This window comes from Amycolatopsis sp. NPDC114478, assembly GCF_055633805.1.
In genome coordinates, this window is sequence record NZ_JBVKDO010000001.1 from 899,351 (window position 1) to 925,258 (window position 25,908).

Consider the following 25,908-nt stretch of genomic DNA (forward strand, 5'->3'; position numbering starts at 1 on the left):
GCTCCCGGGAGTTCGTCAGCCGTGGTCCTCCAGCATCTCGGTGACCAGGGCGGCGATCGGCGAACGCTCCGAGCGCGTCAGCGTGACGTGCGCGAACAGCGGGTGGCCCTTCAGCTTCTCGATCACCGCCGAGACGCCGTCGTGCCGGCCGACGCGCAGGTTGTCGCGCTGGGCGACGTCGTGCGTGAGCACCACCCGCGACGCCGTGCCGAGCCGCGAGAGCACCGTCAACAGGACGTTCCGTTCCAGTGACTGCGCCTCGTCGACGATGACGAACGTGTCGTGCAGCGAGCGGCCGCGGATGTGGGTCAGCGGGAGCACCTCAAGCATGCCGCGGTCGAAGACCTCGTCGAGGACGTCCTGGCTGACCAGCGCGCCGAGGGTGTCGAACACCGCCTGCGCCCACGGCTGCATCTTCTCGCTCTCGGACCCGGGCAGGTAGCCGAGGTCCTGGCCACCGACCGCGTAGACCGGCCGGAACACCACGACCTTGCGGTGCTGACGGCGTTCCATCACCGCCTCGAGGCCGGCGCAGAGGGCGAGCGCCGACTTCCCGGTGCCGGCCCGGCCGCCCAGCGACACGATGCCGACGTCGGAGTCGAGCAGCAGGTCGAGCGCGACGCGCTGCTCGGCGCTGCGGCCGTGCAGGCCGAACGCCTCGCGGTCGCCGCGCACCAGCCGGATGCGCTTGTCCGCTGTGACCCGCCCGAGTGCGCTGGAGCTGCCCGCGAGCAGCCGCAGCCCGGTGTGGCAGGGCAGCTCGGCGAGCTCGTCCATGCCGTACTCGACCGGGTCGACGGTGCCGCCGCCGAACAGCGTGTCGAGCACGTCCTGCTCGACGTCCACGTCCGCCATGCCCGTCCAGCCGGACGGCGTCACTTCCTGCGCGCGGTACTCGTCCGCCTCGAGACCGACGGCCCCGGCCTTGACCCGCAGCGGGATGTCCTTGGTCACCAGCGTGACCGCCGCGTTCTCCGCCGCCAGGTTGAGCGCGCAGGCGAGGATGCGGTGGTCGTTGGAGTCGGTCCGGAACCCCGACGGGAGCACCGAGGGGTCCGAGTGGTTCAGCTCCACCTGCAGCGTGCCGCCGTGGTCCCCGATGGGGAGCGGCGCGTCGAGCCTGCCGTACTGCCGGCGCAGGTCGTCGAGCATGCGCAGGGATTCCCGGGCGAACCAGCCCAGCTCCGGGTGGTGGCGCTTGGCCTCCAGTTCACTGATGACGACCAGCGGAAGCACGACAGCATGCTCGGCGAAGCGGGTGACCGCCCACGGGTCCGACAGGAGGACCGACGTGTCGAGCACGTACATGTGCTGCTGGGATTCGGGCGAGGTCGAGGCTTTCTCCGGGCCAGGAACGGCACCGGTCGAAGAGTGGCCAGAGGCCTTACGGGGCAAACGCTGCGCAGTCACGACGGCATCTCCCTCGAGGGCGTGTGCACCTCACGCCCGCACTCGCTGGGCCGGGCACCTCCCTGGCTGGACCACTCCTCCTGACCGGTGGGTCAGGTGGCGCGGCCACGAGGGCCGGGTGCCGGCCCCCTCGTGCGTCTCGTGGGCGGCTGCGCCGCCCCCTCGATCACCGTCACGACCAGGGCCTCCCGCGAGGACCCGCACGGAACGCGTGCCCTCTCCTCGGAAGGTACCCACGAATGCCGGATCGCGCAGGGAGCCAACACGGTGATTCGCCAGATCGTCACCTCACTGTCGGTCGTCCGACATCGACGTCCAGTGACGGTCACCCTGTGTCATCAACCTCCCGATCGATGCACACCCGTCGGAATGATCTTGGGAAAATTGCTGACCCGTCGTATTCACAAGATCGATTGACGCGCTTTTACCACGTTTTGTTGCGCGCCGCATTTCCCGTCGCCAAGAGAGAACCGGTCCGAGTGAAAGCGCCTGCTGCAGGCTCACACAATGGGCGTACAAGCCGTACGAGACGCCTGATAGACGGGTAATTTTCTCACTGCGGGACACACCACCGGACCCCCGGTGCCCCGGATCCCAACAGTTCTACCTAGGAGTGTGCGAAGTGCTGAAGAAGGCTGGTTTCGTCGCGGCCACCGCTGCGGGCCTCATGATGATCGGCAGCACCGCGTTCGCCGCGACGGGCGACACGACGGGCACCCCGGACCCGACGTTCGGCGACGCGTACGCCACGTTCATCGAGGGCGGCGGCGCCCTGGGTTACGGTGCGGCCTCCCTGGTCGCGGGTGCCTACACGGGCATCGCCACCACCCCGGCGCTGATCCTCCACTCGCTGGAGCACCACCACCACTGAGTGTGGCTTGCGAAGGGCCCCGGAGTCCGCTCCGGGGCCCTTCGGCATCTCCAAGAACCTCAGGAAACCTCAAGAACCTCAGGAACCGAAGCGGCGGTGCCGCCAGGCGTAGTCGCGCATCGCGCGCAGGAAGTCGACGCGGCGGAATGCCGGCCAATACGCTTCGGTGAACCAGAATTCCGAATGCGCGGACTGCCAGAGCAGGAATCCGGAAAGCCGTTGTTCACCCGAAGTTCGGATGATGAGGTCCGGATCCGGCTGCCCCGACGTGTAGAGGTGCTCGGAGATGTGGTCGACGTCGAGGATCTTCGCGAGCTCGTGAATGGTCCGGCCCTCGTCGGCGTGCTGGAGCAGCAGCTTGCGCACGGCGTCCGCGATCTCCTGGCGCCCGCCGTAACCGACCGCGACGTTGACCTCCATCCCGGTCCGCCCCTCGGTGCGCGCGGCGGCTTCGCTGAGTCGCTTGGCGACGTCGCTGGGTAGCAGGTCGAGCGCGCCGACGATCCGCAGCTGCCAGCTCTTGCCGGGCGCGGCCAGCTCGTCGGTGACGTCGGTGATGATCTTCAGCAGCGGCGTGAGCTCGTCCGGGTCGCGGTTGAGGTTGTCGGTCGAGAGCAGCCACATGGTGACGACCTCGACGTCCGCCTCCTGGCACCAGCTCAGGAAGTCCGCGATCTTCTTCGCCCCGGCGCGGTGGCCGTCCGAAACGTCCGTGAAGCCCGCTTCACGGGCCCAACGGCGGTTGCCGTCGAGCATGATGGCGATGTGCCGGGGATGCCGGCCGGCGGCCTGCTGGATGAGGCGCCGGCCGTAGGCGCTGTACACGACGTCGGACAAGAACGAGCGAACACTCACGTCGAGGAAGCCTACGCACTCGGTGTGAGGCGCGTGACTCGACCGCTGACGGGGAACCTACGGTCCCGTAACCTGGAAGGGTGAGCGTGACGACGGAACCACCCGAGCCCGTAGTGGACCTCCGCCCGCGGTTGCGAGGCCACATCCACTTTTGGACGTTCTTCGGCGCCCTCGTGGCGACGGCGGCATTGGTCAGCCTGGCGGCGTCCACTGTGTCCCCTCTTGCGGCGTTGTCCACGTCGGTGTACGGGTTGACGATCCTCGGCCTGTTCGGCGTGAGCGCCCTTTACCACCGTCGCTTTTGGAGCCCGCGCGCGTACAAGTGGATGAAGCGTGCGGACCACTCGATGATCTTTTTGTTCATCGCGGGGACTTACACGCCGTTCACTTTGCTGGCGATGTCCAAGCCGACGGGGTACATCATCCTGTCGATCGTTTGGGGTGGGGCTGTTCTCGGTGTTGCCCTGAAGATGTTGTGGCCGCATGCTCCGCGGTGGGTCGGGGTGCCGATCTACATCGCTCTGGGGTGGGTTGCGGTTTTCGTCTTCCCTGAGCTTTTGGCCCATGCCGGGGTTGCGGCTTTGGTGTTGCTTTGCGTGGGTGGGTTGTTTTATACCTTGGGGGCGGTTTTTTACGCCGTTAAGTGGCCTAATCATTGGCCGGAGACCTTTGGGTATCACGAGTTCTTTCATGCCTGCACTGTTTTGGCTGCCGTTTCGCATTACATTGCCATTTGGTTGGCTATGTACGCCTAGTCTTGGCATGCCCTTCATCCCGATCTCTTTATTGTGACTACGGCCGACAGCACCGCGTCAAGACGGGAAAGCGTGTCTTGACCCGGCGCTGCCGGCCGTGTTCTGGCTTCGGATCGGGGTGCAGGGCGGGGTCTGGATTCTGGGTGCCTCTTTTGCTGCCGGCTGCCGGATTGGTCTGTTGGCCCCGGCTTTTGGCTTCGTTCTGCGTGGCTGGGGACCTCCCCCTGGACGTTCCCAGCTCCGCTCTTGTGGCTAGCCGAACATGCCTGGCTGGTACTCGCCCGCCGGGTTGCGGGCCATCACGTTCAGCCTGTTCCACGTGTTGATCTCCGCCACCAGGCACACCAGCGCGCCTAGCTGCTCGTCGTCGTAGTGCTTGCGGACCTGGGCCCACGTCTCGTCCGATACTCCCGTGTGCGCGTCCGCCAAGCGAGTTCCCTCCTCCGCCAGCGCCAGCGCCGCTCGCTCGGCCTCTGTGAACACCACCGCTTCGCGCCACGCTGCCACCAGCGCCAGGCGGACCGCTGTCTCGCCCGCCGCCGCCGCGTCCTTCGTGTGCATGTCCAGGCACATTCCGCAGCCGTTGATCTGGCTCGCCCGGATCTTCACGAGCTCCTGCGTCGCCTTCGGGAGGGATGACTCCTCGATCGGACGGGACGCCGCGATCAGGCGCTTGAAAAACTTGCTCGTGACCTCGTTCTCGAACATGTCGAACCGCGGTTCCATGACCGTTCCCTTCGTCGGTGTCACTCCCTTGACGACCCCCGCGACGGCGTTGTGACAGCCCTCGAAGTGGCGCCGGTCACATGCACACCTTCGCGCTATCACCCACGGTCTTGATCACCGCTTACACACGCCGCCCGACCTGCGGAGACCCGCCCTACATGGCCAGTGGGCGGCGTCTCAAACCACCACTTTCCGGGGTCACCCACGGGAACACCACGACGGTTGCCGTGCTGGTCAGCGCGTTCCACGGTGGTGCTCAGCAGACACCGACGCGAAAGGAGCAGCACCGCGATGGCCAAGACCATGCAGCCCCAGGAACTCATCGACAGTGCCGTGGTCGACCCGGCCGGGAACAAGCTCGGGAAGGTCGGCAACGTCTACCTCGCCGACTCCACGCACCAGCCGGAGTGGATCACCGTCAAGACCGGTCTGTTCGGGACCAAGGAGAGCTTCGTCCCGCTCTCCGGCGCGCACACCGACAAGGAAGGCGTGCACGTCCGGGTCGACAAGGACGCCGTCTCCGACGCGCCGCGCATCGACGCCGATGGCCACCTCTCCCCCGAGGAGAGCGCCCAGCTGTACCAGCACTACGGCCTGCCCGTGCCGCGGACGTCGCCGGACGGCCGGATGGACGGCCGGACCGGTGACCGGACGCAGGGGCGGGACCCTGCCATGGGCGGCCGCGGCCGGGCCGGGATGGACGCCGGCACCCGCGGGAAGTCCGACCAGGACGCCATGACGCGGTCCGAGGAACGGCTGAACGTCGGCACCGAACAGATCGAGACCGGGCACGTGCGGCTGCGCAAGTACGTCGTCACCGAAGAGCAGCAGGTCACCGTCCCGGTGCGACACGAAGAAGTGCGCATCGAGCGCGAGCCGATCAAGGACGGCCGGGCCGGGGGCGACATCGGCGAGGCCGAGCAGGACGTCGTGCTGCACGCCGAGAAGCCCGTCGTGCGCAAGGAGACCGTGCCGGTCGAACGGGCGCGCCTGCGCAAGGAGACCGTGACGGACGAGCAGACCGTCTCCGGCAAGGTCCGCAAGGAGCAGTTCGAGGTGACCGACGACGAGGGCAAGAAGCACCGCCGGTCCTGACGAACGCTCGGGGGTGGCCGGTTCCCCGACACCGGCCACCCCTTCGTCATGCCCGCAGCAAGCCAAGGGACCAGCTAGACACTCACGGGCATTCCGATCAGCGGCAGTCGCACTGCCATCCAAGATCAATTTCCAAATCCCCCCCGTGCATCCCTTTGGAGATCGTTCAAGAGCTTCACGCACAGCACCACCGGGCACCCCGCCGAACGGACAGGAACCCCACTCACTATGCTCACTCTACTCGAAAAGGGCAGGCAGGCAGGGGTGCAAGATGGATTTGATCAACTCGGTCAGAGTGGAGAACTTTCGCTCGATCAGGTCGGTCGAAATCCGATCATGCGGAGACTACAACCCGATCGTTGGCCTCAACAGTTCAGGAAAGTCCAACCTGCTGCGCGCCTTGAACTTGTTTTTCAACAACATCGTCGACCAGGAGAGTTTCGCCCTGAACCTGGGGCGCGACCTCTCCGACTATGCACCTACCGGAAAAAAGAAGTACGTGTCAGTTGGAGTGATCTTCAACCTCTCTCCGAACTTTAAAGTCAGAAACCAAGACGAATTTCTCAAGTCTCATAAGCTGACCAAGACGATCGCAATCAACAGGACGTGGACTCTTGACAGCCAGGGCCAGTCTCTGACGGATTCATATTCATTCGGCCAAGACTTCTCCACCCTAAAGCCCGCTGATGCTAGCGAGGTTCCGAACCTCCTCCTCTTCATCAGAGCGGTGCAATTTCGTTACATACCGAACCATGCGCGACCTGCAGACTTGATTCGCCAGTATGCGGAACCCTTTCGAACCGAGCTGATGAAGAGGGTTCAGGGTACACAGGAATACCGACAAGGCGCGGTCGTGGAACTAATGAACGCACTTGCACGCACAGGTGAGCAGATGTTCGCAGACGTGTCACGAAGCGTGGGTTCAGGAATAACGAATCTCTCAGTCAACCCGACGCTTCCCACAGACTTCGCCGAACTGGCATTCGACGTCGCCCTGCAGTCAGTCTCCAACGGCAAGGCACGCGCACCCGAGCTTGAAGGATCAGGCGCGCAATCGTTCATCTTGCTGCATATCCTCAACCTCGTCGATCGGGTTTCCCGAGGTCGAGCTTTCGGGTGGGTGCAGGCAAGCATATGGGCAATCGAAGAACCCGAGTCCTTCCTACACTCAGGACTGAGGTCAAGATTCGCGGCCGACCTTGCTCGTTACGCCGATGACGAACGACGACAGATTTTTGCCACAACACATCAAGATGAGTTCGTCCGCGTCGCGAACCGCGCTTGGCTGGTATCACAGGGGTCAACAGGATCGCGCGTGGACCAGCTTAGCGCAAAAGAGGTTCTGGCCCGATCTGCCAGAATGGCGATCACTTCTTACCGCCACCCCCTGCTCGAGTACCCGGATATTCCGATAGTCATCGTCGAAGGCCGGTTTGACGAGGTACATCTCACCGCAGGTATACGCGAGTCCGGGATTCGACCACGGTGGCGAATTCTTTCGCCCGATCAATCCTTCGGCGACGGCACCGCAGGAGACGCCCTCAAATCCTATCTTAAGTACAATCAAGCAGCCCTTCAAGCCCGGCCGCTCGCCGCTCCGATCCTTGTGCTTCGCGACTGGGAGTCCAAAGACGCCGCAGCTTATAACAAGTTCTTGAAGGCCCACCCCTACTCCGCAGCAACGATTCCACCGGAGACTCTTTCCAACCCGCAACTCGGACGAACTTTTGTTGGAATCGAAAGATTCCTCAATACGGACCTTATCCTCCGCCATATCGAGGCCAAGGACCTTCTGAAACCCGCAACAGGAGCAGAGGTTTACGAGGTAAACAAATCAGCGTTCATGAATAAAAAGCGCGAAATATCTGACGCAGTTCAACATGGAAGCGATCCGGGCCCCTATCTGATCGATCTCGTCAAATGGCTCGATTCCGAGGTCGAGAAACTGCTGGACAAAGTTCCCGCCGGGGAATTCACGTCTTGACTCGTCACGCCCGCAGCATCGGCGCCGCCAGGAACTGCTCCGGGATGGCGAACGCGTCCACCAGCGCCCGCGCGTGGGGGCGCAGCTGCGCGCACAGGCTGTTCACCGCCGCGGTCACGGCCTTCCCGCGCGCCGCCGTCAGGCGGCCGTGGCCCAGGAACCAGGCCAGGTCCTCCTCGATCGCCGACAGGGCGTACAGGTCGCAGACGCGCTCCAGCAGCGTTCGGGCGTCCGGGTCCTCGCAGCCCTCGACCGCCGCCGCGAACGCCTCCAGCACCAGGCGCTCCACGTGGACGCGGCCCGCGCGCAGCACGTGGTCCTGCGCCGCGTTGAACACCCCGAACGGGTCCGACGCCGCCTTGCGCAGGCGCTTCGCCACACCCTCCACCACGTGCTCCTCGCGGTCTTCGAACAGCCTCAGCTGCCACTCCCGGCTGAAGAAGACGTGCTCGTCGGATCCCTCCGTGAGCGACTCGAGCGCCTTGCGCACCGAGGTCCGCTCCAGGATCGCGTGGACCACCTGGTCGGTGAAGAACCGGGCCGTGGCCAGCGGCGAAAGGTCCTCGAAGTCCTGCTTGTAGCTGGTCAGCAGGCCCTTCGCGACCAGCTGCAGCAGCACCGTGTTGTCGCCTTCGAACGTCGTGAAGACGTCGGTGTCGGCCTTCAGGCCCGGGAGGATGTTCTCCGCCAGGTAGCCCGCGCCGCCGCACGCCTCGCGCGCCGCCTGGATCGTCGCCGTCGCGTGCCACGTGTTCAGCGCCTTCAGCCCCGCCGCGCGCGACTCCAGTTCGCGCTGCTCCTCCTCGGGCGCCGACGAGTCGATGTCGTGCAGCTTCGCCACCAGCTCACCCTGCGCGAAGTGCAGCGCGTACGTCTTCGCCAGCGCCGGCAGCAGCTTCCGCTGGTGCCCGAGGTAGTCGAGGATGACGACCTCGTCGCCGTCCGGCGTCATGAACTGGCGGCGCTGCTCGCCGTAGCGGACCGCCAGGGCCAGCGCGCGCTTGGTCGCGCTGCCCGCGCTGCCGCCGACGCTCACCCGGCCGCGGATCAGCGTGCCCAGCATCGTGAAGAACCGGCGGCTGTCGCTCTCGATCGGGCTCGAATACGAGCCGTCCTCGGCGACGTCGCCGAAGCGGTTCAGCAGCGCCTCGCGCGGAATCCGCACGTTGTCGAAGCTCAACCGTCCATTGTCGACACCGTTGAGACCCGCCTTCGGGCCGCAGTCCTCGATGGACACCCCCGGCATCGGCGCGCCGGACTCGTCCCGGATCGGGACCATGAACGCGTGCACGCCCCGGGACTCCCCGCCGGTGACCAGCTGCGCGAACACGACCGCCATCCGGCCGTCGCGGGCCGCGTTGCCGATGTATTCCTTCTGCGCCATGGCGTCCGGGGAGTGCACGACGAACCCGCCGTCGGCGAAGGTCGCCGTGGTACCCAGGTGCTGGACGTCGGAACCGTGGCCGTGCTCGGTCATCGCGAAGCAGCCGAGCAGCCGGAGGTCCACGATCTCGCGCAGGTACCGCGCGTGGTGGCGCTCGGTGCCGAGCAGCTGGACGGCGCCGCCGAACAGTCCCCATTGGACGCCGGCCTTCACCATCAGCGACAGGTCGCCGTAGCCGAGGAGCTCGAACGACGTCACCGAGCCGCCGACGTCGCCACCACCGCCGTACGCCGGGTCGAAACCGAGGCCGGGGCGGTCGGTTTCGGCGAGCGCGCGCAGGTGGTCGAGCACCTGGGCGCGGTGCGCCTCGACGTCGAGGTCCACCGGGTCGCGGAACTCCGCGCCGGCCATCTCCGCGCGGACCCCGCGGCGCAGCTCGGCCCAGCGGCCGTCGAGGACGGTGGTCAGCGCGTCCGGGTCCACCTTCGAGGGAACTTCGGGAACGTCCACGGCTACCTCCGGAAAGGACTGACGGCAGGCTTCCTACTCGTTGGTAGTAAGCCTGCCGCAGCCGCGTCGATCCCGCAGGTTCAGATCGGCTTGCCGTTCACCGTCACGTTGGCGAACTTGGCGTTGTCCACGTACTTCAGCGTGTTCGACGTGTCGGATACGCCCTCAAACGTGGAGTTCGCCACGGTGAACCCGTGCACGTGGGCGTTCGAAAGCCCGCTGACGTCGAACGTCTTGCCCGCGATCTTCGTGCTCGAGCAGTTGCTGATCGTGAACGGCCCGAACGACGGGACGTAGCTCCCGGTCTGGCTGTTGTAGGTGGACGTCACGTAGACGAAGTTCCGCGCGAAGGTGCCCGAGACGTTGTCGAGGTTGATGTTCTCGGAGAACCCGCCACGCAGCGTGTTCGACTTGACGTACAGCGCGAACTTCGTGTCACCCTTCACGGTGAGCTTGTACGCGTAGACGTTGCGGATCCCGCCCGTCTGCTCGCTGCCGCAGGTGATCGCGCCCCAGTTGCCGTTCATCACGCAGTTCACGACGACGAGGTTCTGGCACGGGACGTTCACCCGCCGCCCGTCGGCGTCGCGGCCGGACTTGATCGCGATGTTGTCGTCGTGCGCGCCGAGGGTGCAGTTCGCGATGACGACGTGGTCGCACGACTCGGGGTCGCAGCCGTCGGTGTTGGAGTGCGCGGTGCTGGGGTCGGTGCTGACGCCGTCGACGGTGACGTTGCGGCACAGCGTCGGGTGCAGCTGCCAGAACATGGAGTTCTTCAGCGTGATGCCTTGGATCAGTACGTTTTCGCAGGCGTAGGGCTCGACGAACGCCGAGCGCATGGTGTGCCCGGAACCCGGCACGACCCGCTTCTCCGGCGGGGTTCCCTTGGCCACCAGCGTTTCCAGGTACGCGCGGTCGCTGCCCTTGTTCCACGACGACGTGGCGGCGGCGTCGAGCGTGCCGCTGCCGGTCACGCCGATGTTCTTCTGCCCGTAGGCGTAGATCATCGGCGACCGGTTGACGCACTCGATGCCTTCGTAGCGCGTCAGCACGTTCGGGAACTTCGAGGCGTCGCCGCTGAACTTGAGCACCGCGCCCGTTTCCAGGTGCAGGTCGACGCCGCTCTTCAGGAGGATCGCGCCGGTGAGGAAGGTGCCGCTGGGCACGACCACGTGGCCGCCGCCGGCCGCGGTGCACGCGTCGATCGCCTTCCCGATCGCCGCGGTGTTGTCGGTGGTGCCGTCGTTCTTCGCGCCGTAACCGGTGATCGGGAAGTTCCGGTCCGGGAAGGTGGGGATGGTGGTGGCCGCGACGATGTCGTTCGCGGCGGGCCACGGGAGCGGGGGAACGTCGACGCGGTAGCGGCGCGCGAGCGGGATCGCCGGTACAAGGGAAACGGCCAGCGTGCCCTTGATCAGCTGCCGCCGGGTGAACCTGCCGTCCATGGACGCCTTCCTTCGAGGGAAAGACCAGTGCGACGGCGGAACCACGGCACGGACCGTGGGCACGACGAACTCTAAGCGCGAACGCGCCCCCGGGTCCAGGCTTGCGCGGCCGGCGAAAAAGCTGTCATGATCGCTGCATGTCGATTCGAAAGGGCGTGCGCGCCCTCGCGCGTTGAGCGCCTCGCGACGGCCCGGCCGTCGCTTCCCCGGACCCGGACTGTGGTCACGAGCTCTCGAAATCCGCGATGACTGGCTGCGCTGCGCGCTGAGCACCGAAGCGGCCGACCGTCCCGCCGCGGAGGCGGCCATCAGCCGGCTTTACGAGCTGGCCGACGCGTCGCCGCCGACGTTCACGTGGGTGGGTTCCCCGGCTGCCGCGGTCGAGCTGGTGTCACCTGGGCAAGCGCTTTCCCTGGACGGCGACCAGCCGGTCGAAGCGCGGCTGGCGACGCGGGTCCGCTCCCTTTGGCAGCGGCTCGACCAGCGGACCGGCGGTTGGCGCGACCGGTACCGGGTGCCGGACCGGCCACCACCGGACCCGGTGCGCGTCCCGTTGCGGGCGTTGCTGAACCACGGGTTGGGCGCGGCGTTGGAGCGGTCGATCCGGGACTCCGTCGCCGGTGCCGTGCGGGGTGAGCTGCCGAAGCGAGTCGGGTTGCGCTGGGACGGCCAGCAGGAAGCCCATTGGATCGCGCGGTACGACCTGCACCGCCGGGTCGGCGGCGTCGAGTTCGACCCGGAAGACGCGCTCGAACTGGATCTGTGGGCCACGCTCGCGCGGTCGTGTGGGTGGTGGTGGCCGCGGGAGGGCGTCTGCGTCATCGCCGAACGGCCGCTCGTCGTGCACACCGAGCGCGTCGACGACGACTACGGCGCGGTCCGCCTGCACCACGCGAACGGCCCCGCGATGGCGTTCCCCGACGGCTGGACCGTGCACGCGTGGCACGGGACGCGGGTGCCGTCCTGGGTGATCGACGCGCCTTCGGCCGAGCTGATCGTGGCGGAGCGCAACGTCGAGGTGCGCCGGTGCGCGATCGAGCGGGTCGGCTGGCCGGCGTTCGTCGCCGACGCCGGGCTCGAGCTGCTCGGCCGCGCCGCCGATCCCGGCAACCCCGGCTGCGAACTGCGGCTCTACGACGGGTCGACCCAGCCGTGGCGCGCTCCGGCCCGCTTGCTGCTGGTGGTCAACGGCTCCGTCGAACGCGACGGCACGCGCCGCCACTACGGGTTGCGCGTGCCCGCCGAAATCGACCATCCCCTCGACGCCGCCGGCTGGACGTACGGGCTCACCGGAGCCCAGTACGCGCGGCTGGTGCGTCGGACCTGAACTCGCAAGAGGTGATTCCCATGCATTTGGCGGAACTGCTCGACCGGACCGGCCTCGACGTCCTGGCGCACCTGGACCGGCAGGTCGACGTCCCGGTGATCGACGGCCTCCAGGCCCAGGGCGACCTGATCGTCGTCCCGGAGGCGATGACCGGTGCCGTGCGCGGCCGCGGCGGCTGGCACTCCCTGCCGCCGGAGGGGGCCGAACTCGTCCGGGGTGGTGACGGGACCAACCCGCACACGCTGGTCGGCTCCTGCCGGCTGACGGTCCGGGTCGCCGACCCCGAAGGGCTCGCGGTGGCGCTGCTGCACAACACCGGGCCGGTGTACCTCGTGCACCCCGAGCACGGGGCGACGGGCATCGCGCCGGGGTACTGGCTCGTCCGGCGGCAGCGGGAGGCCGGGGCTTTCCGGCGGTCCGGGACGTCGGTGTACGAGGGCGGGGCGGTGCTGGTCGCCGACTAGCACGGCGGCGAGGCGGCTGCCGGGTTCGCGGGGTGCCACCGAGGGGGCGGCACCCCGCGAGTCCCGGCACGCTCACGCCAGGTCGGGACCCTTGGACCGCAGGTCGTCGACCTTGCTCATCGCTTCCCGCAGCTCGCCCAGCCAGCTGTCCGCGTGCTCGCCCACCAAGCGGACGGCCCAGGCCAGCGCGTCCGAGCGGGACCGCGCCACGCCCGCGTCCACCAGCGTGTCCAGCACCAGCCGCTCCGGCTGGCGCAGACGGGTCATCACCGGCGCCGAGTGCGTCGTGAACAGCGCCTTCGTGCCGCCCAGCCGCGCGCCCCACGCCACCTTGCGCTGGTAGCGGTGCTCCGCCTGCCTCGCGATCTCGATGCGCTCGTCGCGCGTCTCCTCGCGGTAGCGGCTGATGCGGCCCTCCTCTGCCGCCGCGCGGGCCGCGTCGTCCGCGTACTCCTCCGTCAGCGCCGGGAGCTCGCCCACCACGATGATCTCCTCGCGGTCGACCGTCACCTCCGGGGCACCGGTGAACCAGCCGTCGGGCAGGCGCCCGCCGAACCAGGCCGCCGCGTCGTCCGCCGGGGGTACTTCGGTCTGCTGCCAGCCCCGGCTGCCCTTCCAGCCTCGTCCCATGTCCGCCACCTCCGCGATTACATGATTACAACGCTACTGACGCTACGCCGAATACAACACCGGACCCAGCGCGTTCTCCCAGGGCGATCAGAGCTGAGCGGTCAACGCCTCCGCCGACGTGACCGGCCGGTCGCACACGTACCCCCGGCAGACGTAAGCCGCGGGCGAGCCGTCCACCAGGGGCCGGTCCGCCAGCAGCGGGACGCCCGGCGCGTCCGGCTCGCCGGCCAGCACGACGCCGCCGCCGTGCACGCCCCGCGCCGCGGCCAGCCGCAACCCCGGGTCCGCGCCCACCACCGCCACCTGCACCGGACCGGCCTGCAGCGCTTCGGCCACCGACAGCCAGTGCCCGGCGAACCGCGGCACCCGCGCGGCCAGCACGCCGACCCGCCGCAACGCCTGCTCGGCCGCCTCGCGGTACCGGCTCGAGTCGGTGTGGCCGGCCAGCGCCGACGCCGTCAGCAGCGCTCCGGCCATCGCGGACGCCCCCGCCGGGCTCGCGTTGTCGCCCGGGTCGGCCGGACGCTGGACCAGCGTCTCGGCGTCGTCGGCGGTGTCGAAGTACGCGCCGGGGACGTCCGGCGACGCGAAGTGCGCCAGCGCCAGATCCAGCAGCCGGGTCGCCTCGGCGAGCCACTTCGGGTCGCCGGTCGCCTGGTGCAGGGCCAGGAACCCGTCGGCGACGCTGGCGTAGTCCTCCAGCACCCCGGCCGACTCCCCGACGACGCCGTCGCGCGAACTGCGCCGCAACCGGCCGTCGACGACGTGGACGCGCAACAGCAACTCGGCCGCGCCGACCGCCCATTCGATCCACTGTGGACGATCGAGCGCGACGCCCGCCTCGGCCAGCGCCGAGATCGCCAGGCCGTTCCAGGACGCGATCACCTTGTCGTCGCGCCCCGGCTGCGGCCGCTTCGCGCGCGCCTCCAGGAGCTTGACGCGCAGCGGTTCCGGCAGGTCGCCGAACAGGCGCAACGTCGAGGCGCCCTCCTCGAACGTCCCCTCTTCGGTGACGCCGAACAGCTCGGCGGCGGAGTCGTCGCCCACCACGTCATGCAGCTGCGACGGCGTCCAGACGTACGTCAGGCCTTCGACGCCGTCGGTGTCGGCGTCCAGCGAGGACGCGAAGCCACCTTCGGGCGTCCGCAGGTCCGCAGCGAGGAACTCGGCGGTGCCGGAAGCGACGCGCAACGCCGTCGCCGAGCCGGTCCGCCGCCAGAGGTGGGCGTAGAACCGCAGCAGCAACGCGTTGTCGTACAACATCTTCTCGAAGTGCGGCACGATCCACTCGGCGTCCACGGAGTACCGCGCGAAGCCGCCCGCCAGCTGATCGTACAGCCCGCCGCGGGCCATCGCCTCGGCCGTCTTGTCCACAAGGGACAGTGCGACGGCGGATCCGGTGCGCTCGTGGTGGCGCAGCAGGAACTCCAGCACCATCGACGGCGGGAACTTCGGCGCGCGGCCGAACCCGCCGTTGACCGGGTCCGCCTCTTGCTGCAGCTTGGCGACCGCGCCGGCCAGCACGGCTTCGTCCACAACGGACTCTTGCAGCGGGCCGGTCTGCTCGGCGAGGTGCGCGACAATCTGCTTCGCGCCCTCGAGCAGCTCGTCCGGCCGCTCGGCCCACGCCTGCGCGACGGCGGCCAGGAGCTGCCGGAACGACGGCATGCCCGGCCGCGGCGTCGGCGGGTAGTAGGTGCCGCAGTGGAACGGCTCGCCGTCCGGGGTCAGGAAGCAGGTCATCGGCCAGCCGCCCTGACCGGTCATCGCCTGCGTGGCGGCCATGTAGACGGCGTCGATGTCCGGCCGTTCCTCGCGGTCGACCTTGATGTTGACGAAGCTCGCGTTCATCACGGCAGCCGTTTCGGCGTCCTCGAACGACTCGTGCGCCATGACGTGGCACCAGTGGCACGCGGCGTACCCCACGGAAAGCAGGATGGGCACGTTCCGCCGCCGCGCCTCGGCGAGCGCGTCGGGACCCCACTGCCACCAGTCGACGGGGTTGTCCGCGTGCTGCAGCAGGTACGGACTGGTCGCGCTCGCGAGGCGGTTCATGCGTCCAGGGTGGCACCCGGGAAAACCGGGCGCGCGGTCACCGGGCCGTCGGCCACACTGGGCCGGTGCTGCTGACGATCACCACGACCCGGACACCCGCCACCGACCTGGGCTTTCTCCTGCACAAGCACCCGGAGAAGGCGCAGTCCGTCGCGCTCTCGGCCGGGACCGCGCACGTCTTCTACCCGGAAGCCGCGCCGGGGCGGTGCACCGTCGCCTTGTTCGTCGAAATCGATCCGGTCGGGCTCGTGCGGGGCGGTGGGACTTCGCTGACCCAGTACGTCAACGACCGGCCGTACGCGGGTGGCTCGTACCTCGCGGTCGCGCTGCGGGCCGCGTTCACCACCGCGCTCGCGGGCCGGTGCGCCGCGCGTCCGGAGCTCGTCGACGAGCTCTTCGACTTGGAGATCCGCGTGCCGTCGCTGTCCGCGCGCGGGGGCGCCGAAGTCGTGCGCAAGCTGTTCGAACCGCTCGGCTGGCGCGTCTCGGCCACGCCGGTCCCGCTCGACCCCGAATTCCCGGAGTGGGGCGAAAGCCGCTATGTCGACCTGACGCTCGCCGGCACCCACCGGGTCGCCGACGCGCTGCGCCACCTCTACGTCCTGCTGCCCGCGCTCGACGGCGGCAAGCACTACTGGGTCGGCCAGGACGAGGCCGACAAGCTGCTGCGCGCCGGCGACGGCTGGCTCGCCACGCACCCCGAGCGCACGCTCATCACGAACCGCTACCTCGACCGGCGCCGCCAGGTCGTGCACTACGCGCTCTCGCGGCTGGCCGAGGCGGACGACGTCCCGGCGGAGGCCGAAGCGCTGGTCACCGAGCTGCCGGACAAGCCGGAGAGCCTCGCGTCGCAGCGCCACGGCAGCGTGCTCGCCGCGCTGCGGGCCGCGGGCGCGCGGCGCGTGCTCGACCTCGGCTGCGGGAGCGGCGCGCTGCTGCGCGTCCTCGAGAAGGACCGGGCGTTCACCGAGATCGTCGGCGTCGACGTCTCCGCGAACGCCCTGGACATCGCCGAGAAGCGGATCAAGGACACTGCCCGCGTCACGCTCCGGCAGTCCGCGCTCACCTACGCCGACCCCGCACTGGCCGGCTACGACGCCGCCGTGCTGATGGAGGTCGTCGAACACGTCGACCAGGAGCGGCTGCCGGCGCTGGAGCACGCAGTGTTCGGGGTGGCGGCGCCGCGCACGGTGCTCGTCACGACGCCGAACGCGGAGTACAACCGGCTGTTCGAGTTCCTGCCGATGGGGCATTTCCGGCACGCCGACCACCGGTTCGAATGGACGCGAGCCGAGTTCCGCGCCTGGGCGGACGGCGTCGCGACCCGGCGCGGCTACGACGTCCGGTACGTGCCGATCGGACCGGTGGACCAGGAATCGGGACCGCCGACCCAGATGGCGGTCTTTTCGACCAGTGAGGAGGTGGCCGCGTGAAGCTGACCGTCCCCGACATGGCGCTCGTCGTGCTCGTCGGCGCTTCCGGCTCCGGCAAGTCGACCTTCGCGCGCACGCACTTCGCGCCGACGCAGGTGCTCTCCAGCGACTTCTTCCGCGGGCTCGTCGCCGACGACGAAAACGACCAGTCCGCGTCGGCCGAAGCCTTCGACGCGCTGCACTACGTCGCGGGAAAGCGGCTCGCGGCCGGCCGGATGACCGTGATCGACGCGACGAACGTCCAGCGCGCCTCGCGGGCGAGCCTGGTGAAGCTCGCGAAGGAGCACGACGTCCTCCCGACGGCGATCGTGCTCGACCTGCCGCTGTCCGTGTGCGTCGCGCGCAACGCCGGGCGACCCGACCGCGACTTCGGCGACCACGTGGTCCGGCGGCAGCGCGGTGAGCTGCAGCGGTCGCTGAAGTCGCTGGAGCGCGAGGGTTTCCGGCGCGTGCACGTGCTGCGCGGCGAGGCCGAGGTGGCCGAAGCGGAGATCGTCGTCGAGCCGCTGCGCAACGACAAGCGGTCGCTGACCGGGCCGTTCGACGTGATCGGCGACGTCCACGGCTGCGCGGCCGAGCTCGAGGAGCTGCTGGCCGAGCTGGGCTACGTCGACGGTGTCCACCCGGACGGGCGGACGGCGGTGTTCGTCGGCGACCTCGTCGACCGCGGGCCGGACACGCCTGGTGTGCTGCGGCGCGTCATGGGGATGGCCGCCGCCGGGACCGCGCTGGTCGTCTGCGGGAACCACGAGCAGAAGCTGGTGCGCGCGCTGCACGGGCGGAAGGTCAACGCCGCGCACGGGCTCGCGGAGTCGCTGGAGCAGCTCGGCGCGGAGAGCGAGGAGCTCCGCCGGCAGGCGCACGAGTTCTGCGACGGGCTGATCGCGCACTACGTCCTCGACGGCGGCGCCCTCGTCGTCGCGCACGCGGGGCTGCCCGAGCGCTACCACGGGCGCGCGTCCGGGCGGGTGCGGAGCATGGCGCTCTACGGCGACACGACCGGCGAGACCGACGAGTACGGCCTGCCGGTGCGGCTGCCGTGGGCGCGCGACTACCGCGGGTCGGCGATGGTCCTCTACGGGCACACGCCGACGCTCGAGCCGGAGTGGGTCAACAACACGATGTGCCTCGACACCGGGTGCGTGTTCGGCGGGAAGCTGACCGCGCTGCGCTACCCGGAGCGCGAGGTCGTCTCGGTGAAGGCCCACCGGGTCTGGTACGAGCCGGTGCGCCCGCTGGACTCTTCGCGGCCGCTGGGCGGGCGGGAGCCGGCGGTGCTGGAGCTGGGCGACGTCACCGGGAAGCGGATCGTGCAGACCGCGCACCACGGCCGCGTCGGCGTCTCGGCGGAGCAGTCGGCGGCGGCGCTGGAGGTGATGAGCCGGTTCGCGGTCGACCCGCGGTGGCTCGCCTACCTGCCGCCGACGATGGCGCCGTGCTCGACGTCTTCGCTTTCCGACTACTTGGAGCACCCCGAGGAGGCGTTCGCCGAGTACCGCGCGGCCGGCGTGCAGTCGGTGATGTGCCAGGAGAAGCACATGGGCTCGCGGGCCGTGGTGCTGGTGTGCCGGGACGACGACGCCGCTTCGAAGCGCTTCGGCATCGAGGGCGGCGGCGCGGTGTACACGCGCACCGGGCGGCCGTTCTTCACGGCCTCGCAGAACGACGCGCTGCTCGATGACGTGCGGACGGCGGCCGGCGAGCTGTTCGACGAGCTGGGATCGGACTGGCTGCTGCTGGACGCCGAGCTGCTGCCGTGGAGTGCCAAGGCGGGCGGGCTGATCGCGGACCAGTACGCGTCGGTCGGCGCGGCGGCCCAGGCGGTGCTGCCGGCGGCGGTCTCGGTCCTGGCGACGGCGTCCGCACGCGGCATCGACGTCTCGGACCTGTTGCGGCGTACGGCAACGCGCTCGTCCACAGTGGACGCCTACCGGGCGGCGTACCGGCGTTACTGCTGGCCGACGTCGGGGCTGGACGGGGTCCGGCTGGCACCGTTCCAGCTGCTGGCGTCGGAGGGGACGGCGTACCACGACCGGCCGCACTCCTGGCACCTCTCGGTGCTCGACCGGCTCGCGGGCCCGCGGTTCCAGCGGACCCGGACGTTGACGGTGGACGTGCTGGACGAGGCGTCGGTCGCGCGCGGGGTCGCGTGGTGGGAGGAGCTGACGGAGGCGGGCGGCGAGGGCATGGTCGTCAAGCCGTCGGCGAACCTGACCCGGGGCACGCGCGGGCTGGTCCAGCCCGGGGTGAAGGTGCGCGGGCGCGAGTACCTGCGGATCATCTACGGCCCGGACTACACGCTGCCGGAGAACCTGGAGCGGCTGCGCAAGCGCGGGCTGAACCGGAAGCGGATGCTGGCGCTGCGCGAGTACGCGCTGGGGCTGGAGGCCCTGGAGCGCGTCGCGCGGGGCGAGCCGCTCTGGCGCGTCCACGAGTGCGTGTTCGCGGTGCTCGCCCTGGAGTCGGACCCGGTGGACCCGCGGCTGTGAGCTAGCTCTCCGCCTTGGTGGCCGAGGAGTCCTTCGCGGGCTTCTCGGCCACCTTCGCCTCTTCGGCCTTCTCGGCGGCCTCCGGCTGCTCCGGCGCGGCCTCGGCGGTCGGTTCGTCGAAGCTGGCCGGGACGCGCTTCAAGTGCTTCGTCATCGAGCGGACCAGGAACGCCACCGCGATGAGGAACAGGATCAGCACCAGGAAGCCGACCGGGGACGACTTGCCGAAGTCCTCCCCCTGCCCGCCGTTGTCGCCGTTGCCCGGCTGCTGCGTCAAGACCAGGGCCGACGCGGTCACCGGAAGCGCCACGCCGGCCGGCAGCGTCAGACTCATGTGTTCACCTTCTCCTCGATGCCGATGCCGGCGAACAGGTCGTCCTCCGGCAACGTGCTGTCGACCTGGGACTTGACCAGCTCGTACTCCTCGGTCGGCCAAGTCTCGCGCTGGATCTCCAACGGGACGAAGAACCAGCGGCTGTTCGGGTCGATCTGCGTGGCGTGCGCCTTGAGCGCCTCGTCCCGCACCTCGAAGTATTCACCGCACTCGACCCGGGTCGTCACCCGCTCCATCACATCGGCGCGGTCGGGGTCCCACTTCGCCAGCCACTCGGTGTACGGCGACTCGAGCCCGGCCTCCTTCAGCGCCGCGTCGAAGGCCAGCATCCGGGCCTTCGAGAAGCCGTGCATGTAGTACAGCTTCAGCGGCTGCCACGGCTCGCCGGCGTCGGGGAAGCGGTTCGGGTCCGGCGCCGCGTCCCACGCCGCCATCGTCACCTCGTGCGTGCGGATGTGGTCGGGGTGCGGGTAGCCGCCGTTCTCGTCGTACGTCGTGATGACGTGCGGGCGGAACTCGCGGATGACGCGCACCAGCGCCTCGGTCGACTCCTCGAGCGGCACGACGGCGAACGAGCCCTCGGGCACCGGCGGCAGCGGGTCGCCCTCCGGCAGGCCGGAGTCGACGAAGCCCAGCCAGCGCTGGCTCACGCCGAGGATCTTGGCCGCGCGGGCCATCTCCTCGCGCCGGATCTCGGGCATGTTCGCGAGCACCTCGGGCCGGTCCATGGCCGGGTTGAGGATGCTGCCGGCTTCACCCCCGGTGCACGTCACGACGAGCACCTCGTGACCTTCGGCGGCGTAGCGCGCCATCGTGGCGGCGCCCTTGCTCGACTCGTCGTCCGGGTGTGCGTGCACGGCCATCATGCGCAAGCGCGGCTTCGTCAGCTGGTCCACCATGCTGCGAACGACTCCTTCTCTACCCGTATTCCGCGACCCACCTGCGGGCCGCCCACCCAGCGGGCGGATACTCGAAGCCGTACCCGCCCCACCATTGTCCCCAGGGGTACGACAAGAACGAGCAGGAGGCCCCGCGTTGGCAGGCGGACCGGCGGAAACGGCAGCCCCCGCGCTGCCCGAAGGCCGGTACGGCACCAGCCGCGCGAAGGCCCCCCGGCGCTGGCGCCGCTGGCTCTTCCTGGCGATCGCCCTGCTGGTCAGCGGCGTGATCGCGTGGGTCGCGTACGTCAACCTGGGGTCCGCGCCGATCGACGCCGAGCGCGTCGCCTTCAGCGGCAAACCGGGCAACGCGATGGAAATCACCATCAACGTGACGCGGGACGACAACGACCGGGCGGGCGTCTGCATCGTGCGCGTCCGCGACAAGACCGGCGCGGAGAGCGGCCGCAAAGAGCTCCTGGTCCCCGCCGGCGCGAAGTACAGCAGGATGACCACGACGATCAAGAGCATCGGGCCACCGGTGACGGCCGACGTGTACGGCTGCTCGTACGACATACCAGACTACCTGTCAACCCCATAGCGGCCAACGGGGTGAACCGCGCGCCCAACGCCCACAGCGTGCGGATTTAACGGGCGTCGCACTGTCGCGCCGTGATACTCTGACCCTTCAGCACGGCCCGGGACGGGCCGTGTTTTTCCTTTATCTCAGCCACGCGGGCACCTAGGCCCGCGTGGGCCGGCTTGAACACGCAAGCCTGGCAGGCCCGACGAGGAGATGGTGACCGTGAGCGACACCAAGGTGACCTGGCTGACCCAGGATGCCTACGACCGGCTCAAGCACGAGCTCGACGAAATGATCGAGAATCGTCCGGTCATCGCCGCGCGCATCAACGACAGCCGCGAAGAGGGCGACCTCAAGGAGAACGGCGGCTACCACGCCGCCCGTGAAGAACAGGGCCAGGCCGAGGCGCGCATCCGGCACCTGCAGGAGCTGCTGCGCTCGGCCAAGGTCGGCGAGGCGCCCGCGAACGACGGCACCGCCGGCCCGGGCAAGGTGCTCACCGTCCGGTACGAGGGCGACGACGAGGACGAGAAGTTCCTCCTCGCGACCCGCGAAGAGGGCGCCGAAGGCGAGCTCGACGTGTACTCCCCGGAGTCGCCGCTGGGCAAGGCCCTGCTCGGCGCCAAGGAGGGCGAGTCCCGCGAGTACGAGCTGCCCAACGGCAAGCTCCAGAAGGTGACCCTCGTCAAAGCGGTTCCGTACACCGACGCCAAGTAGGCGTCGCGGCTAGTGTCCTCCCAGGATCCACATTCTGGGAGGAAACAGCTGTGAGCACGGAACCGATCTGCCAGGCGTGCGGCATGCAGTACGCCGTCGCCCGCGACGACTGCCCGATCTGCGAGGACGAACGCCAGTACGTCCCGCAGGCCGGGCAGCGGTGGACGAACCTCGCGTCGCTGCGCGAGAGCGGCACCTACACTCCGCGGATCGAGGAGCAGGGCCCCGGCATCATCGGCGTCGGCTCGAACCCCGGCTTCGCGATCGGCGAACGCGCGCTGCTGGTCCAGGCACGCTCGGGGAACTTCCTCTGGGACTGCGCGGCCTACCTCGACGACGCCCTGGTGGCGCAGGTCCGCGACCTGGGCGGGATCACCGGCATCGCGATCAGCCACCCGCACTACTACACGACGATGGTCGAGTGGGCGCACGCGTTCGACGTCCCCATCTACCTGCACGAGGGCGACGAGCAGTGGATCGGCCGGCCGGACCCGGCGGTGAAGCTGTGGTCCGGCACCACGCTCGACGTCGCCGACGACCTGCGCCTGATCAACCTCGGCGTGCACTTCACCGGCGGCACGGTCCTGCACTGGCCGGACGGCGAGAACGGCCAGGGCGCGCTGCTGTCGGGCGACATCGTGCAGGTCATCCCCGACCGGACGCACGTGGGCTTCATGTACAGCTACCCGAACCTGGTCCCGGAGCGGCCGCACGTGGTCCGGCGCGCGGCGGAACTGCTGGCCGGGTACCGCTTCGAGGCGATTTACGGCGCTTGGTGGGACGCGATCGTGCGCACCGACGGCTTCGAGGTCGTGCAGCGGTCGGCCAAGCGCTACCTGGCCCACGTCATCGACGAAGGCTGAGTCCTCAGCCCCGCGCGGTCCGCTCCAGCAAGGGGCGGACCCGCGGGCGCACCGGGGTCGACAACGCGATCGACGTCGACGTCCGCAGCACGTCCGGCACCCCGACCACCTCGTCGATCACCCGCTGCAGGTCGTCGTTGCCGCGCGCCACCATCCGGACGAACAGGTCGCCCTGGCCGGTCGTCGCGTGCACCTCGCACACCTCGTCGATCGCCTCGAGGGCCTCCGTCACCTCCGTACGGCGGCCCTGGGCGATCTCCAGCACCGCGAACGCTGTCAGGCCGTAGCCCATCGCCGCCAGGTCGAGCTCCGGCGGGAAACCGCCGAGGATGCCGCGCTCGGTCAGGCGGTCGAGGCGCGCCTGGACCGTCCCGCGGGCGACGCCGAGCCGGCGCGCGCACTCCAGCACGCCCAGCCGCGGCGAGTCGGTGAGCAACAGCAGCAGTCGCGCATCCAGCGCATCCAGGTTCTCCGGCATGCACAGATTGTCCATGATGACGGCCGATGTCCGGCAGCCACCGGTCAGGTTGTCCAGTAAAAACAGAGACCATTGCGCATCTTGCCTCGAAGGGATGATCCTTCGAGGTATGACCCAGACTGCCGAACCCCAGGGTGCACTCGACGACGTCAGCTACGACCAGCTGCGTCAGCTGGTCGGGCTCGTCGACCACGACGCCTCGACCGACCCGTTCCCGGTCAAGGCCATGGACGCGGTGGTGTTCATCGCCGGCAACGCCACCCAGACCGCCTGGTACTACCAGATCGCGTTCGGGATGCAGCTCGTCGCGTACTCGGGCCCCGAGACGGGCGACTTCGAGCGCAAGTCCTACGTCCTCAAGTCCGGCTCGGCCCGGTTCGTCATCACCGGCGGCGTGAAGCCGGACTCCCCGCTGCTGGACCACCACCGCAAGCACGGTGACGGCGTCATCGACCTGGCGCTGGAGACCACCGACGTCGACAAGTGCGTCGAGCACGCCCGCGCGCAGGGCGCGACCATCCTCGAGGAGCCGCACGACGTCTCCGACGAGCACGGCACCGTCCGCGTCGCCGCGATCGCGACGTACGGCGAGACCCGCCACTCGCTGGTCGACCGGTCGCGCTACACCGGCGTCTACCTGCCCGGCTACGAGCCGCGCGAGAGCACGATCAAGCGGCCGGAAGGCGCGCCGAAGCGGCTGTTCCAGGCCGTCGACCACTGCGTCGGCAACGTCGAGCTCGGCAAGATGGACTACTGGGTCGACTGGTACCACCGCGTCATGGGCTTCGTGAACATGGCGGAGTTCGTCGGCGACGACATCGCGACCGAGTACTCGGCCCTGATGAGCAAGGTCGTCTCGAACGGCAACCACCGGGTCAAGTTCCCGCTGAACGAGCCCGCGGTGGCGAAGAAGAAGTCGCAGATCGACGAGTACCTCGAGTTCTACGGCGGCGCGGGCTGCCAGCACATCGCGCTGGCCACCAACGACATCATCGCGACGGTCACCGCGATGCGCGCCGCCGGCGTCGAGTTCCTCGACACCCCGGACTCCTACTACGACGACCCGGAGCTGCGCGCCCGGATCGGCAACGTCCGCGTGTCGATCGAGACGCTGAAGGAGCACAGCATCCTGGTCGACCGCGACGAGGACGGCTACCTGCTGCAGATCTTCACGAAGCCGATCGGCGACCGCCCGACCGTCTTCTACGAGCTGATCGAGCGGCACGGCTCGCTCGGCTTCGGCAAGGGCAACTTCAAGGCCCTGTTCGAAGCGATCGAGCGTGAGCAGGAGCGCCGAGGCAATCTTTAACGCCGAGGCGCCATCAGACACTGTCGCGGCAACCTCTGACAGGTAACACAGCGAAGGCCACCATCGGGAACCTGCGGGTCCCCTATGGTGGCCTTTGGCGTGTTCCGGGGAACCGATGGCTTCCCGGATCCGTCAGTGTGGGGAAGCAGAGAGAAGGGGCCGTGATGCCGGACAGCATCGACGCCAGCGACGCGATGATCGACAACTGGACCAAGCGGCTCGAGGAGAACGCCGCGCGGTACCAGGCGCTGGCCGATCGCGTGCAGGGCCAGACGGTCACCGAGCGGTCGAAGGACGGCACCGTCACGGTGACCGTCGATTCGCGCGGGCTGCTGAAGAACCTCGTGATCGCCGAGGGCGCCGCCGGCAAGCGGATGGCCGAGGTGTCGGCGCAGGTGATGCAGCTCGTGCAGCGCGCGCAGGCCCGGATCCCCGAGCTGCTGCAGCAGGCCATGAGCGAGACCACCGGCACCGGCGACCAGGCCGCGGCGGAGATCGTCCGCGAGGCGCAGAGCACGTTCCCGCAGCCGCCGCCGGAGCCCGAGCCCGCCTTCCCGGAGCCCGACCGCGTCCGCCGGTTCCTGCCGGAGGACAACGACGAGCAGCCGCCGCGCACCCCGCCGCCGGCACCGCCCGCGCCGCCGGCCCCGCCGCAGCCGCCGCGGCGCCGGCGTCCGGCCGACAACGACGATGACGACGACTTCGGCGGACCGATCCTTTCCTGAGGGGGAACCGATGACGGATGTGGAACTCAGCACCGACCTGACGGTGCACGCCCACCAGCTCGACGCCATCGGGGACGGGCTGCAGCAGGCCGTCGACGCGGCGAACCAGGTCAGCATGCCGACCGACGCGTACGGCATCCTCTGCCAGCCGTTCCGGATGATGCTCGACCCGGTGGAGCAGTACGGGATCGACGCGCTGAAGGACGCCGTGCAGGCGATGACGGCGGTGTCGGGCAAGGTCCGCGAGGCCGCGGCGGCCTACCACAAGTACGAGTCCGGCGTCGCCGACGACCTCGACAAGTCCGCTGGCGGCGCATGATGCCGGAGGGGAACCCGCTGGTCGCGAACGCCGAGAAGGACCCGAACGGACCGGGTCCGCTGACGGCGGGCAACAGTGGTTACGGCTGGGCCGGCGGCGTCGGCATCGCCCAGTCCTCGATGGACGCGTTCAACGGCATCAAGGACGGCGACTGGGTTTCCGGCGGCCTGGGGGTGCTGTCCCTGGCCGGGGAGATCGCCGGGGCGGCGGTCGACCCGTTCGGGTACCTGATGTCGTCGGTGGCGTCGTTCCTGATGGAACACGTCCAG

At 69.1% G+C, this 25,908-nt stretch carries 25 protein-coding genes; 15 read left to right on the plus strand and 10 right to left on the minus strand.

What is annotated here, in order from left to right; all coding sequences use genetic code 11:
• Positions 1–15: 15 nt before the first annotated feature.
• Positions 16–1,308 carry a PhoH family protein gene (locus ACZ7OH_RS04420; protein WP_470279532.1) on the minus strand — a complete coding sequence of 431 codons (1,293 nt, stop codon included), beginning with the start codon at positions 1,306–1,308 and terminating at the stop codon, positions 16–18.
• Between the two features lie 724 nt (positions 1,309–2,032).
• On the opposite strand from ACZ7OH_RS04420, the gene ACZ7OH_RS04425 reads away from it, so the two are divergent.
• Positions 2,033–2,281 (plus strand): hypothetical protein, encoded by a 249-nt coding sequence (locus tag ACZ7OH_RS04425; RefSeq protein WP_086683841.1) that lies wholly within the window; start codon positions 2,033–2,035, stop codon positions 2,279–2,281.
• Positions 2,282–2,359: 78 nt separating this feature from the next.
• On the opposite strand, the gene ACZ7OH_RS04430 is transcribed toward ACZ7OH_RS04425, so the two are convergent.
• Positions 2,360–3,136, minus strand: a complete 777-nt coding sequence (locus ACZ7OH_RS04430; protein ID WP_400894755.1) for an isoprenyl transferase — start codon at positions 3,134–3,136, stop codon at positions 2,360–2,362.
• A gap of 113 nt (positions 3,137–3,249) precedes the next feature.
• Between ACZ7OH_RS04430 and trhA the strand changes: the two genes are divergently transcribed.
• Entirely contained in the window at positions 3,250–3,891 is a 642-nt protein-coding gene (gene trhA, locus ACZ7OH_RS04435; RefSeq protein ID WP_470279591.1) for a PAQR family membrane homeostasis protein TrhA, read from the plus strand.
• A gap of 252 nt (positions 3,892–4,143) precedes the next feature.
• Here the strand turns inward: trhA and ACZ7OH_RS04440 are convergent, their stop codons facing one another.
• Positions 4,144–4,617: a carboxymuconolactone decarboxylase family protein gene (locus ACZ7OH_RS04440; protein ID WP_470279533.1), complete on the minus strand. Its 474-nt coding sequence runs from the start codon at positions 4,615–4,617 to the stop codon at positions 4,144–4,146.
• A gap of 291 nt (positions 4,618–4,908) precedes the next feature.
• On the opposite strand from ACZ7OH_RS04440, the gene ACZ7OH_RS04445 reads away from it, so the two are divergent.
• Both ACZ7OH_RS04445 and ACZ7OH_RS04450 read left to right on the plus strand, forming a co-directional pair.
• A complete protein-coding gene (locus tag ACZ7OH_RS04445; RefSeq protein ID WP_470279534.1) occupies positions 4,909–5,712 on the plus strand; it encodes a DUF2382 domain-containing protein in 804 nt (267 codons plus the stop codon).
• A 271-nt stretch (positions 5,713–5,983) separates the two neighbouring features.
• Positions 5,984–7,696, plus strand: coding sequence for an ATP-dependent nuclease (locus ACZ7OH_RS04450; RefSeq protein ID WP_470279535.1), 1,713 nt, complete (start codon positions 5,984–5,986; stop codon positions 7,694–7,696).
• Positions 7,697–7,700: 4 nt separating this feature from the next.
• Here ACZ7OH_RS04450 and ACZ7OH_RS04455 read toward each other — a convergent pair whose 3' ends face one another.
• Positions 7,701–9,590, minus strand: a complete 1,890-nt coding sequence (locus ACZ7OH_RS04455) for an acyl-CoA dehydrogenase family protein (RefSeq protein ID WP_470279536.1) — start codon at positions 9,588–9,590, stop codon at positions 7,701–7,703.
• A gap of 80 nt (positions 9,591–9,670) precedes the next feature.
• Entirely contained in the window at positions 9,671–11,035 is a 1,365-nt protein-coding gene (locus tag ACZ7OH_RS04460; protein ID WP_470279537.1) for a glycoside hydrolase family 28 protein, read from the minus strand.
• A gap of 172 nt (positions 11,036–11,207) precedes the next feature.
• On the opposite strand from ACZ7OH_RS04460, the gene ACZ7OH_RS04465 reads away from it, so the two are divergent.
• Positions 11,208–12,362 (plus strand): DUF6745 domain-containing protein, encoded by a 1,155-nt coding sequence (locus ACZ7OH_RS04465; RefSeq protein ID WP_470279538.1) that lies wholly within the window; start codon positions 11,208–11,210, stop codon positions 12,360–12,362.
• 20 nt (positions 12,363–12,382) lie between these two features.
• The gene (locus tag ACZ7OH_RS04470) at positions 12,383–12,826 is read left to right on the plus strand and encodes a hypothetical protein (RefSeq protein WP_470279539.1); all 444 of its coding nucleotides are present in this window, start codon (positions 12,383–12,385) and stop codon (positions 12,824–12,826) included.
• Positions 12,827–12,898: 72 nt separating this feature from the next.
• Here the strand turns inward: ACZ7OH_RS04470 and ACZ7OH_RS04475 are convergent, their stop codons facing one another.
• Entirely contained in the window at positions 12,899–13,456 is a 558-nt protein-coding gene (locus tag ACZ7OH_RS04475; protein WP_470279540.1) for a hypothetical protein, read from the minus strand.
• Positions 13,457–13,543: 87 nt separating this feature from the next.
• Positions 13,544–15,511 carry a thioredoxin domain-containing protein gene (locus ACZ7OH_RS04480; protein ID WP_470279541.1) on the minus strand — a complete coding sequence of 656 codons (1,968 nt, stop codon included), beginning with the start codon at positions 15,509–15,511 and terminating at the stop codon, positions 13,544–13,546.
• 65 nt (positions 15,512–15,576) lie between these two features.
• On the opposite strand from ACZ7OH_RS04480, the gene ACZ7OH_RS04485 reads away from it, so the two are divergent.
• On the plus strand, positions 15,577–16,944 hold the full coding sequence (locus tag ACZ7OH_RS04485; RefSeq protein WP_470279542.1) for a 3' terminal RNA ribose 2'-O-methyltransferase Hen1: 1,368 nt from the start codon (positions 15,577–15,579) through the stop codon (positions 16,942–16,944).
• Positions 16,941–19,433 (plus strand): polynucleotide kinase-phosphatase, encoded by a 2,493-nt coding sequence (locus tag ACZ7OH_RS04490; RefSeq protein ID WP_470279543.1) that lies wholly within the window; start codon positions 16,941–16,943, stop codon positions 19,431–19,433. Before ACZ7OH_RS04485 ends, ACZ7OH_RS04490 begins: the two co-directional genes overlap by 4 nt.
• Before the next feature lies 1 nt (position 19,434).
• On the opposite strand, the gene ACZ7OH_RS04495 is transcribed toward ACZ7OH_RS04490, so the two are convergent.
• Together ACZ7OH_RS04495 and mca are read right to left on the minus strand one after the other, a co-directional pair.
• The gene (locus ACZ7OH_RS04495) at positions 19,435–19,767 is read right to left on the minus strand and encodes a hypothetical protein (protein ID WP_470279544.1); all 333 of its coding nucleotides are present in this window, start codon (positions 19,765–19,767) and stop codon (positions 19,435–19,437) included.
• Positions 19,764–20,666 (minus strand): mycothiol conjugate amidase Mca, encoded by a 903-nt coding sequence (gene mca / locus ACZ7OH_RS04500; protein ID WP_470279545.1) that lies wholly within the window; start codon positions 20,664–20,666, stop codon positions 19,764–19,766. The genes ACZ7OH_RS04495 and mca overlap by 4 nt, the downstream gene beginning before the upstream one ends.
• 136 nt (positions 20,667–20,802) lie before the next feature.
• Between mca and ACZ7OH_RS04505 the strand changes: the two genes are divergently transcribed.
• From ACZ7OH_RS04505 to ACZ7OH_RS04515, 3 genes are all read left to right on the plus strand, one after another.
• Positions 20,803–21,246 carry a DUF4307 domain-containing protein gene (locus tag ACZ7OH_RS04505; RefSeq protein WP_470279546.1) on the plus strand — a complete coding sequence of 148 codons (444 nt, stop codon included), beginning with the start codon at positions 20,803–20,805 and terminating at the stop codon, positions 21,244–21,246.
• A 195-nt stretch (positions 21,247–21,441) separates the two neighbouring features.
• Positions 21,442–21,945 (plus strand): transcription elongation factor GreA, encoded by a 504-nt coding sequence (gene greA, locus ACZ7OH_RS04510; RefSeq protein ID WP_086857442.1) that lies wholly within the window; start codon positions 21,442–21,444, stop codon positions 21,943–21,945.
• A 50-nt stretch (positions 21,946–21,995) separates the two neighbouring features.
• The gene (locus ACZ7OH_RS04515; RefSeq protein ID WP_470279547.1) at positions 21,996–22,808 is read left to right on the plus strand and encodes an MBL fold metallo-hydrolase; all 813 of its coding nucleotides are present in this window, start codon (positions 21,996–21,998) and stop codon (positions 22,806–22,808) included.
• A 4-nt stretch (positions 22,809–22,812) separates the two neighbouring features.
• On the opposite strand, the gene ACZ7OH_RS04520 is transcribed toward ACZ7OH_RS04515, so the two are convergent.
• Complete coding sequence (locus ACZ7OH_RS04520; protein ID WP_470279548.1) at positions 22,813–23,286, minus strand: Lrp/AsnC family transcriptional regulator; 474 nt, start codon at positions 23,284–23,286, stop codon at positions 22,813–22,815.
• 109 nt (positions 23,287–23,395) lie between these two features.
• Here ACZ7OH_RS04520 and hppD point away from each other — a divergent pair, with 109 nt between their 5' ends.
• The 4 genes from hppD to ACZ7OH_RS04540 all read left to right on the plus strand — a co-directional run.
• Entirely contained in the window at positions 23,396–24,595 is a 1,200-nt protein-coding gene (gene hppD, locus ACZ7OH_RS04525) for a 4-hydroxyphenylpyruvate dioxygenase (RefSeq protein WP_286002085.1), read from the plus strand.
• Between the two features lie 164 nt (positions 24,596–24,759).
• Entirely contained in the window at positions 24,760–25,320 is a 561-nt protein-coding gene (locus tag ACZ7OH_RS04530; protein ID WP_470279549.1) for a YbaB/EbfC family nucleoid-associated protein, read from the plus strand.
• A 10-nt stretch (positions 25,321–25,330) separates the two neighbouring features.
• Positions 25,331–25,639 (plus strand): type VII secretion target, encoded by a 309-nt coding sequence (locus tag ACZ7OH_RS04535; protein ID WP_470279550.1) that lies wholly within the window; start codon positions 25,331–25,333, stop codon positions 25,637–25,639.
• On the plus strand, positions 25,639–25,908 hold a 270-nt coding region (locus ACZ7OH_RS04540), incomplete at its 3' end, for a hypothetical protein (RefSeq protein WP_470279592.1). The genes ACZ7OH_RS04535 and ACZ7OH_RS04540, both read left to right, overlap by 1 nt.

Excerpts from the sequence above, each read along its gene's own strand:
- ACZ7OH_RS04535 (WP_470279550.1), top strand. The coding sequence starts at position 25,331 with ATGACGGATGTGGAACTCAGCACCGACCTGACGGTGCACGCCCACCAG.
- ACZ7OH_RS04470 (WP_470279539.1), top strand. The coding sequence starts at position 12,383 with ATGCATTTGGCGGAACTGCTCGACCGGACCGGCCTCGACGTCCTGGCG.
- greA (WP_086857442.1), top strand. The coding sequence starts at position 21,442 with ATGGTGACCGTGAGCGACACCAAGGTGACCTGGCTGACCCAGGATGCC.
- ACZ7OH_RS04420 (WP_470279532.1), bottom strand. The coding sequence starts at position 1,308 with ATGTACGTGCTCGACACGTCGGTCCTCCTGTCGGACCCGTGGGCGGTC.
- ACZ7OH_RS04475 (WP_470279540.1), bottom strand. The coding sequence starts at position 13,456 with ATGGGACGAGGCTGGAAGGGCAGCCGGGGCTGGCAGCAGACCGAAGTA.
- ACZ7OH_RS04495 (WP_470279544.1), bottom strand. The coding sequence starts at position 19,767 with ATGAGTCTGACGCTGCCGGCCGGCGTGGCGCTTCCGGTGACCGCGTCG.
- ACZ7OH_RS04520 (WP_470279548.1), bottom strand. The coding sequence starts at position 23,286 with ATGCCGGAGAACCTGGATGCGCTGGATGCGCGACTGCTGCTGTTGCTC.
- ACZ7OH_RS04445 (WP_470279534.1), top strand. The coding sequence starts at position 4,909 with ATGGCCAAGACCATGCAGCCCCAGGAACTCATCGACAGTGCCGTGGTC.
- ACZ7OH_RS04480 (WP_470279541.1), bottom strand. The coding sequence starts at position 15,511 with ATGAACCGCCTCGCGAGCGCGACCAGTCCGTACCTGCTGCAGCACGCG.
- ACZ7OH_RS04530 (WP_470279549.1), top strand. The coding sequence starts at position 24,760 with ATGCCGGACAGCATCGACGCCAGCGACGCGATGATCGACAACTGGACC.
- ACZ7OH_RS04440 (WP_470279533.1), bottom strand. The coding sequence starts at position 4,617 with ATGGAACCGCGGTTCGACATGTTCGAGAACGAGGTCACGAGCAAGTTT.
- ACZ7OH_RS04450 (WP_470279535.1), top strand. The coding sequence starts at position 5,984 with ATGGATTTGATCAACTCGGTCAGAGTGGAGAACTTTCGCTCGATCAGG.
- hppD (WP_286002085.1), top strand. The coding sequence starts at position 23,396 with ATGACCCAGACTGCCGAACCCCAGGGTGCACTCGACGACGTCAGCTAC.
- mca (WP_470279545.1), bottom strand. The coding sequence starts at position 20,666 with ATGGTGGACCAGCTGACGAAGCCGCGCTTGCGCATGATGGCCGTGCAC.
- ACZ7OH_RS04460 (WP_470279537.1), bottom strand. The coding sequence starts at position 11,035 with ATGGACGGCAGGTTCACCCGGCGGCAGCTGATCAAGGGCACGCTGGCC.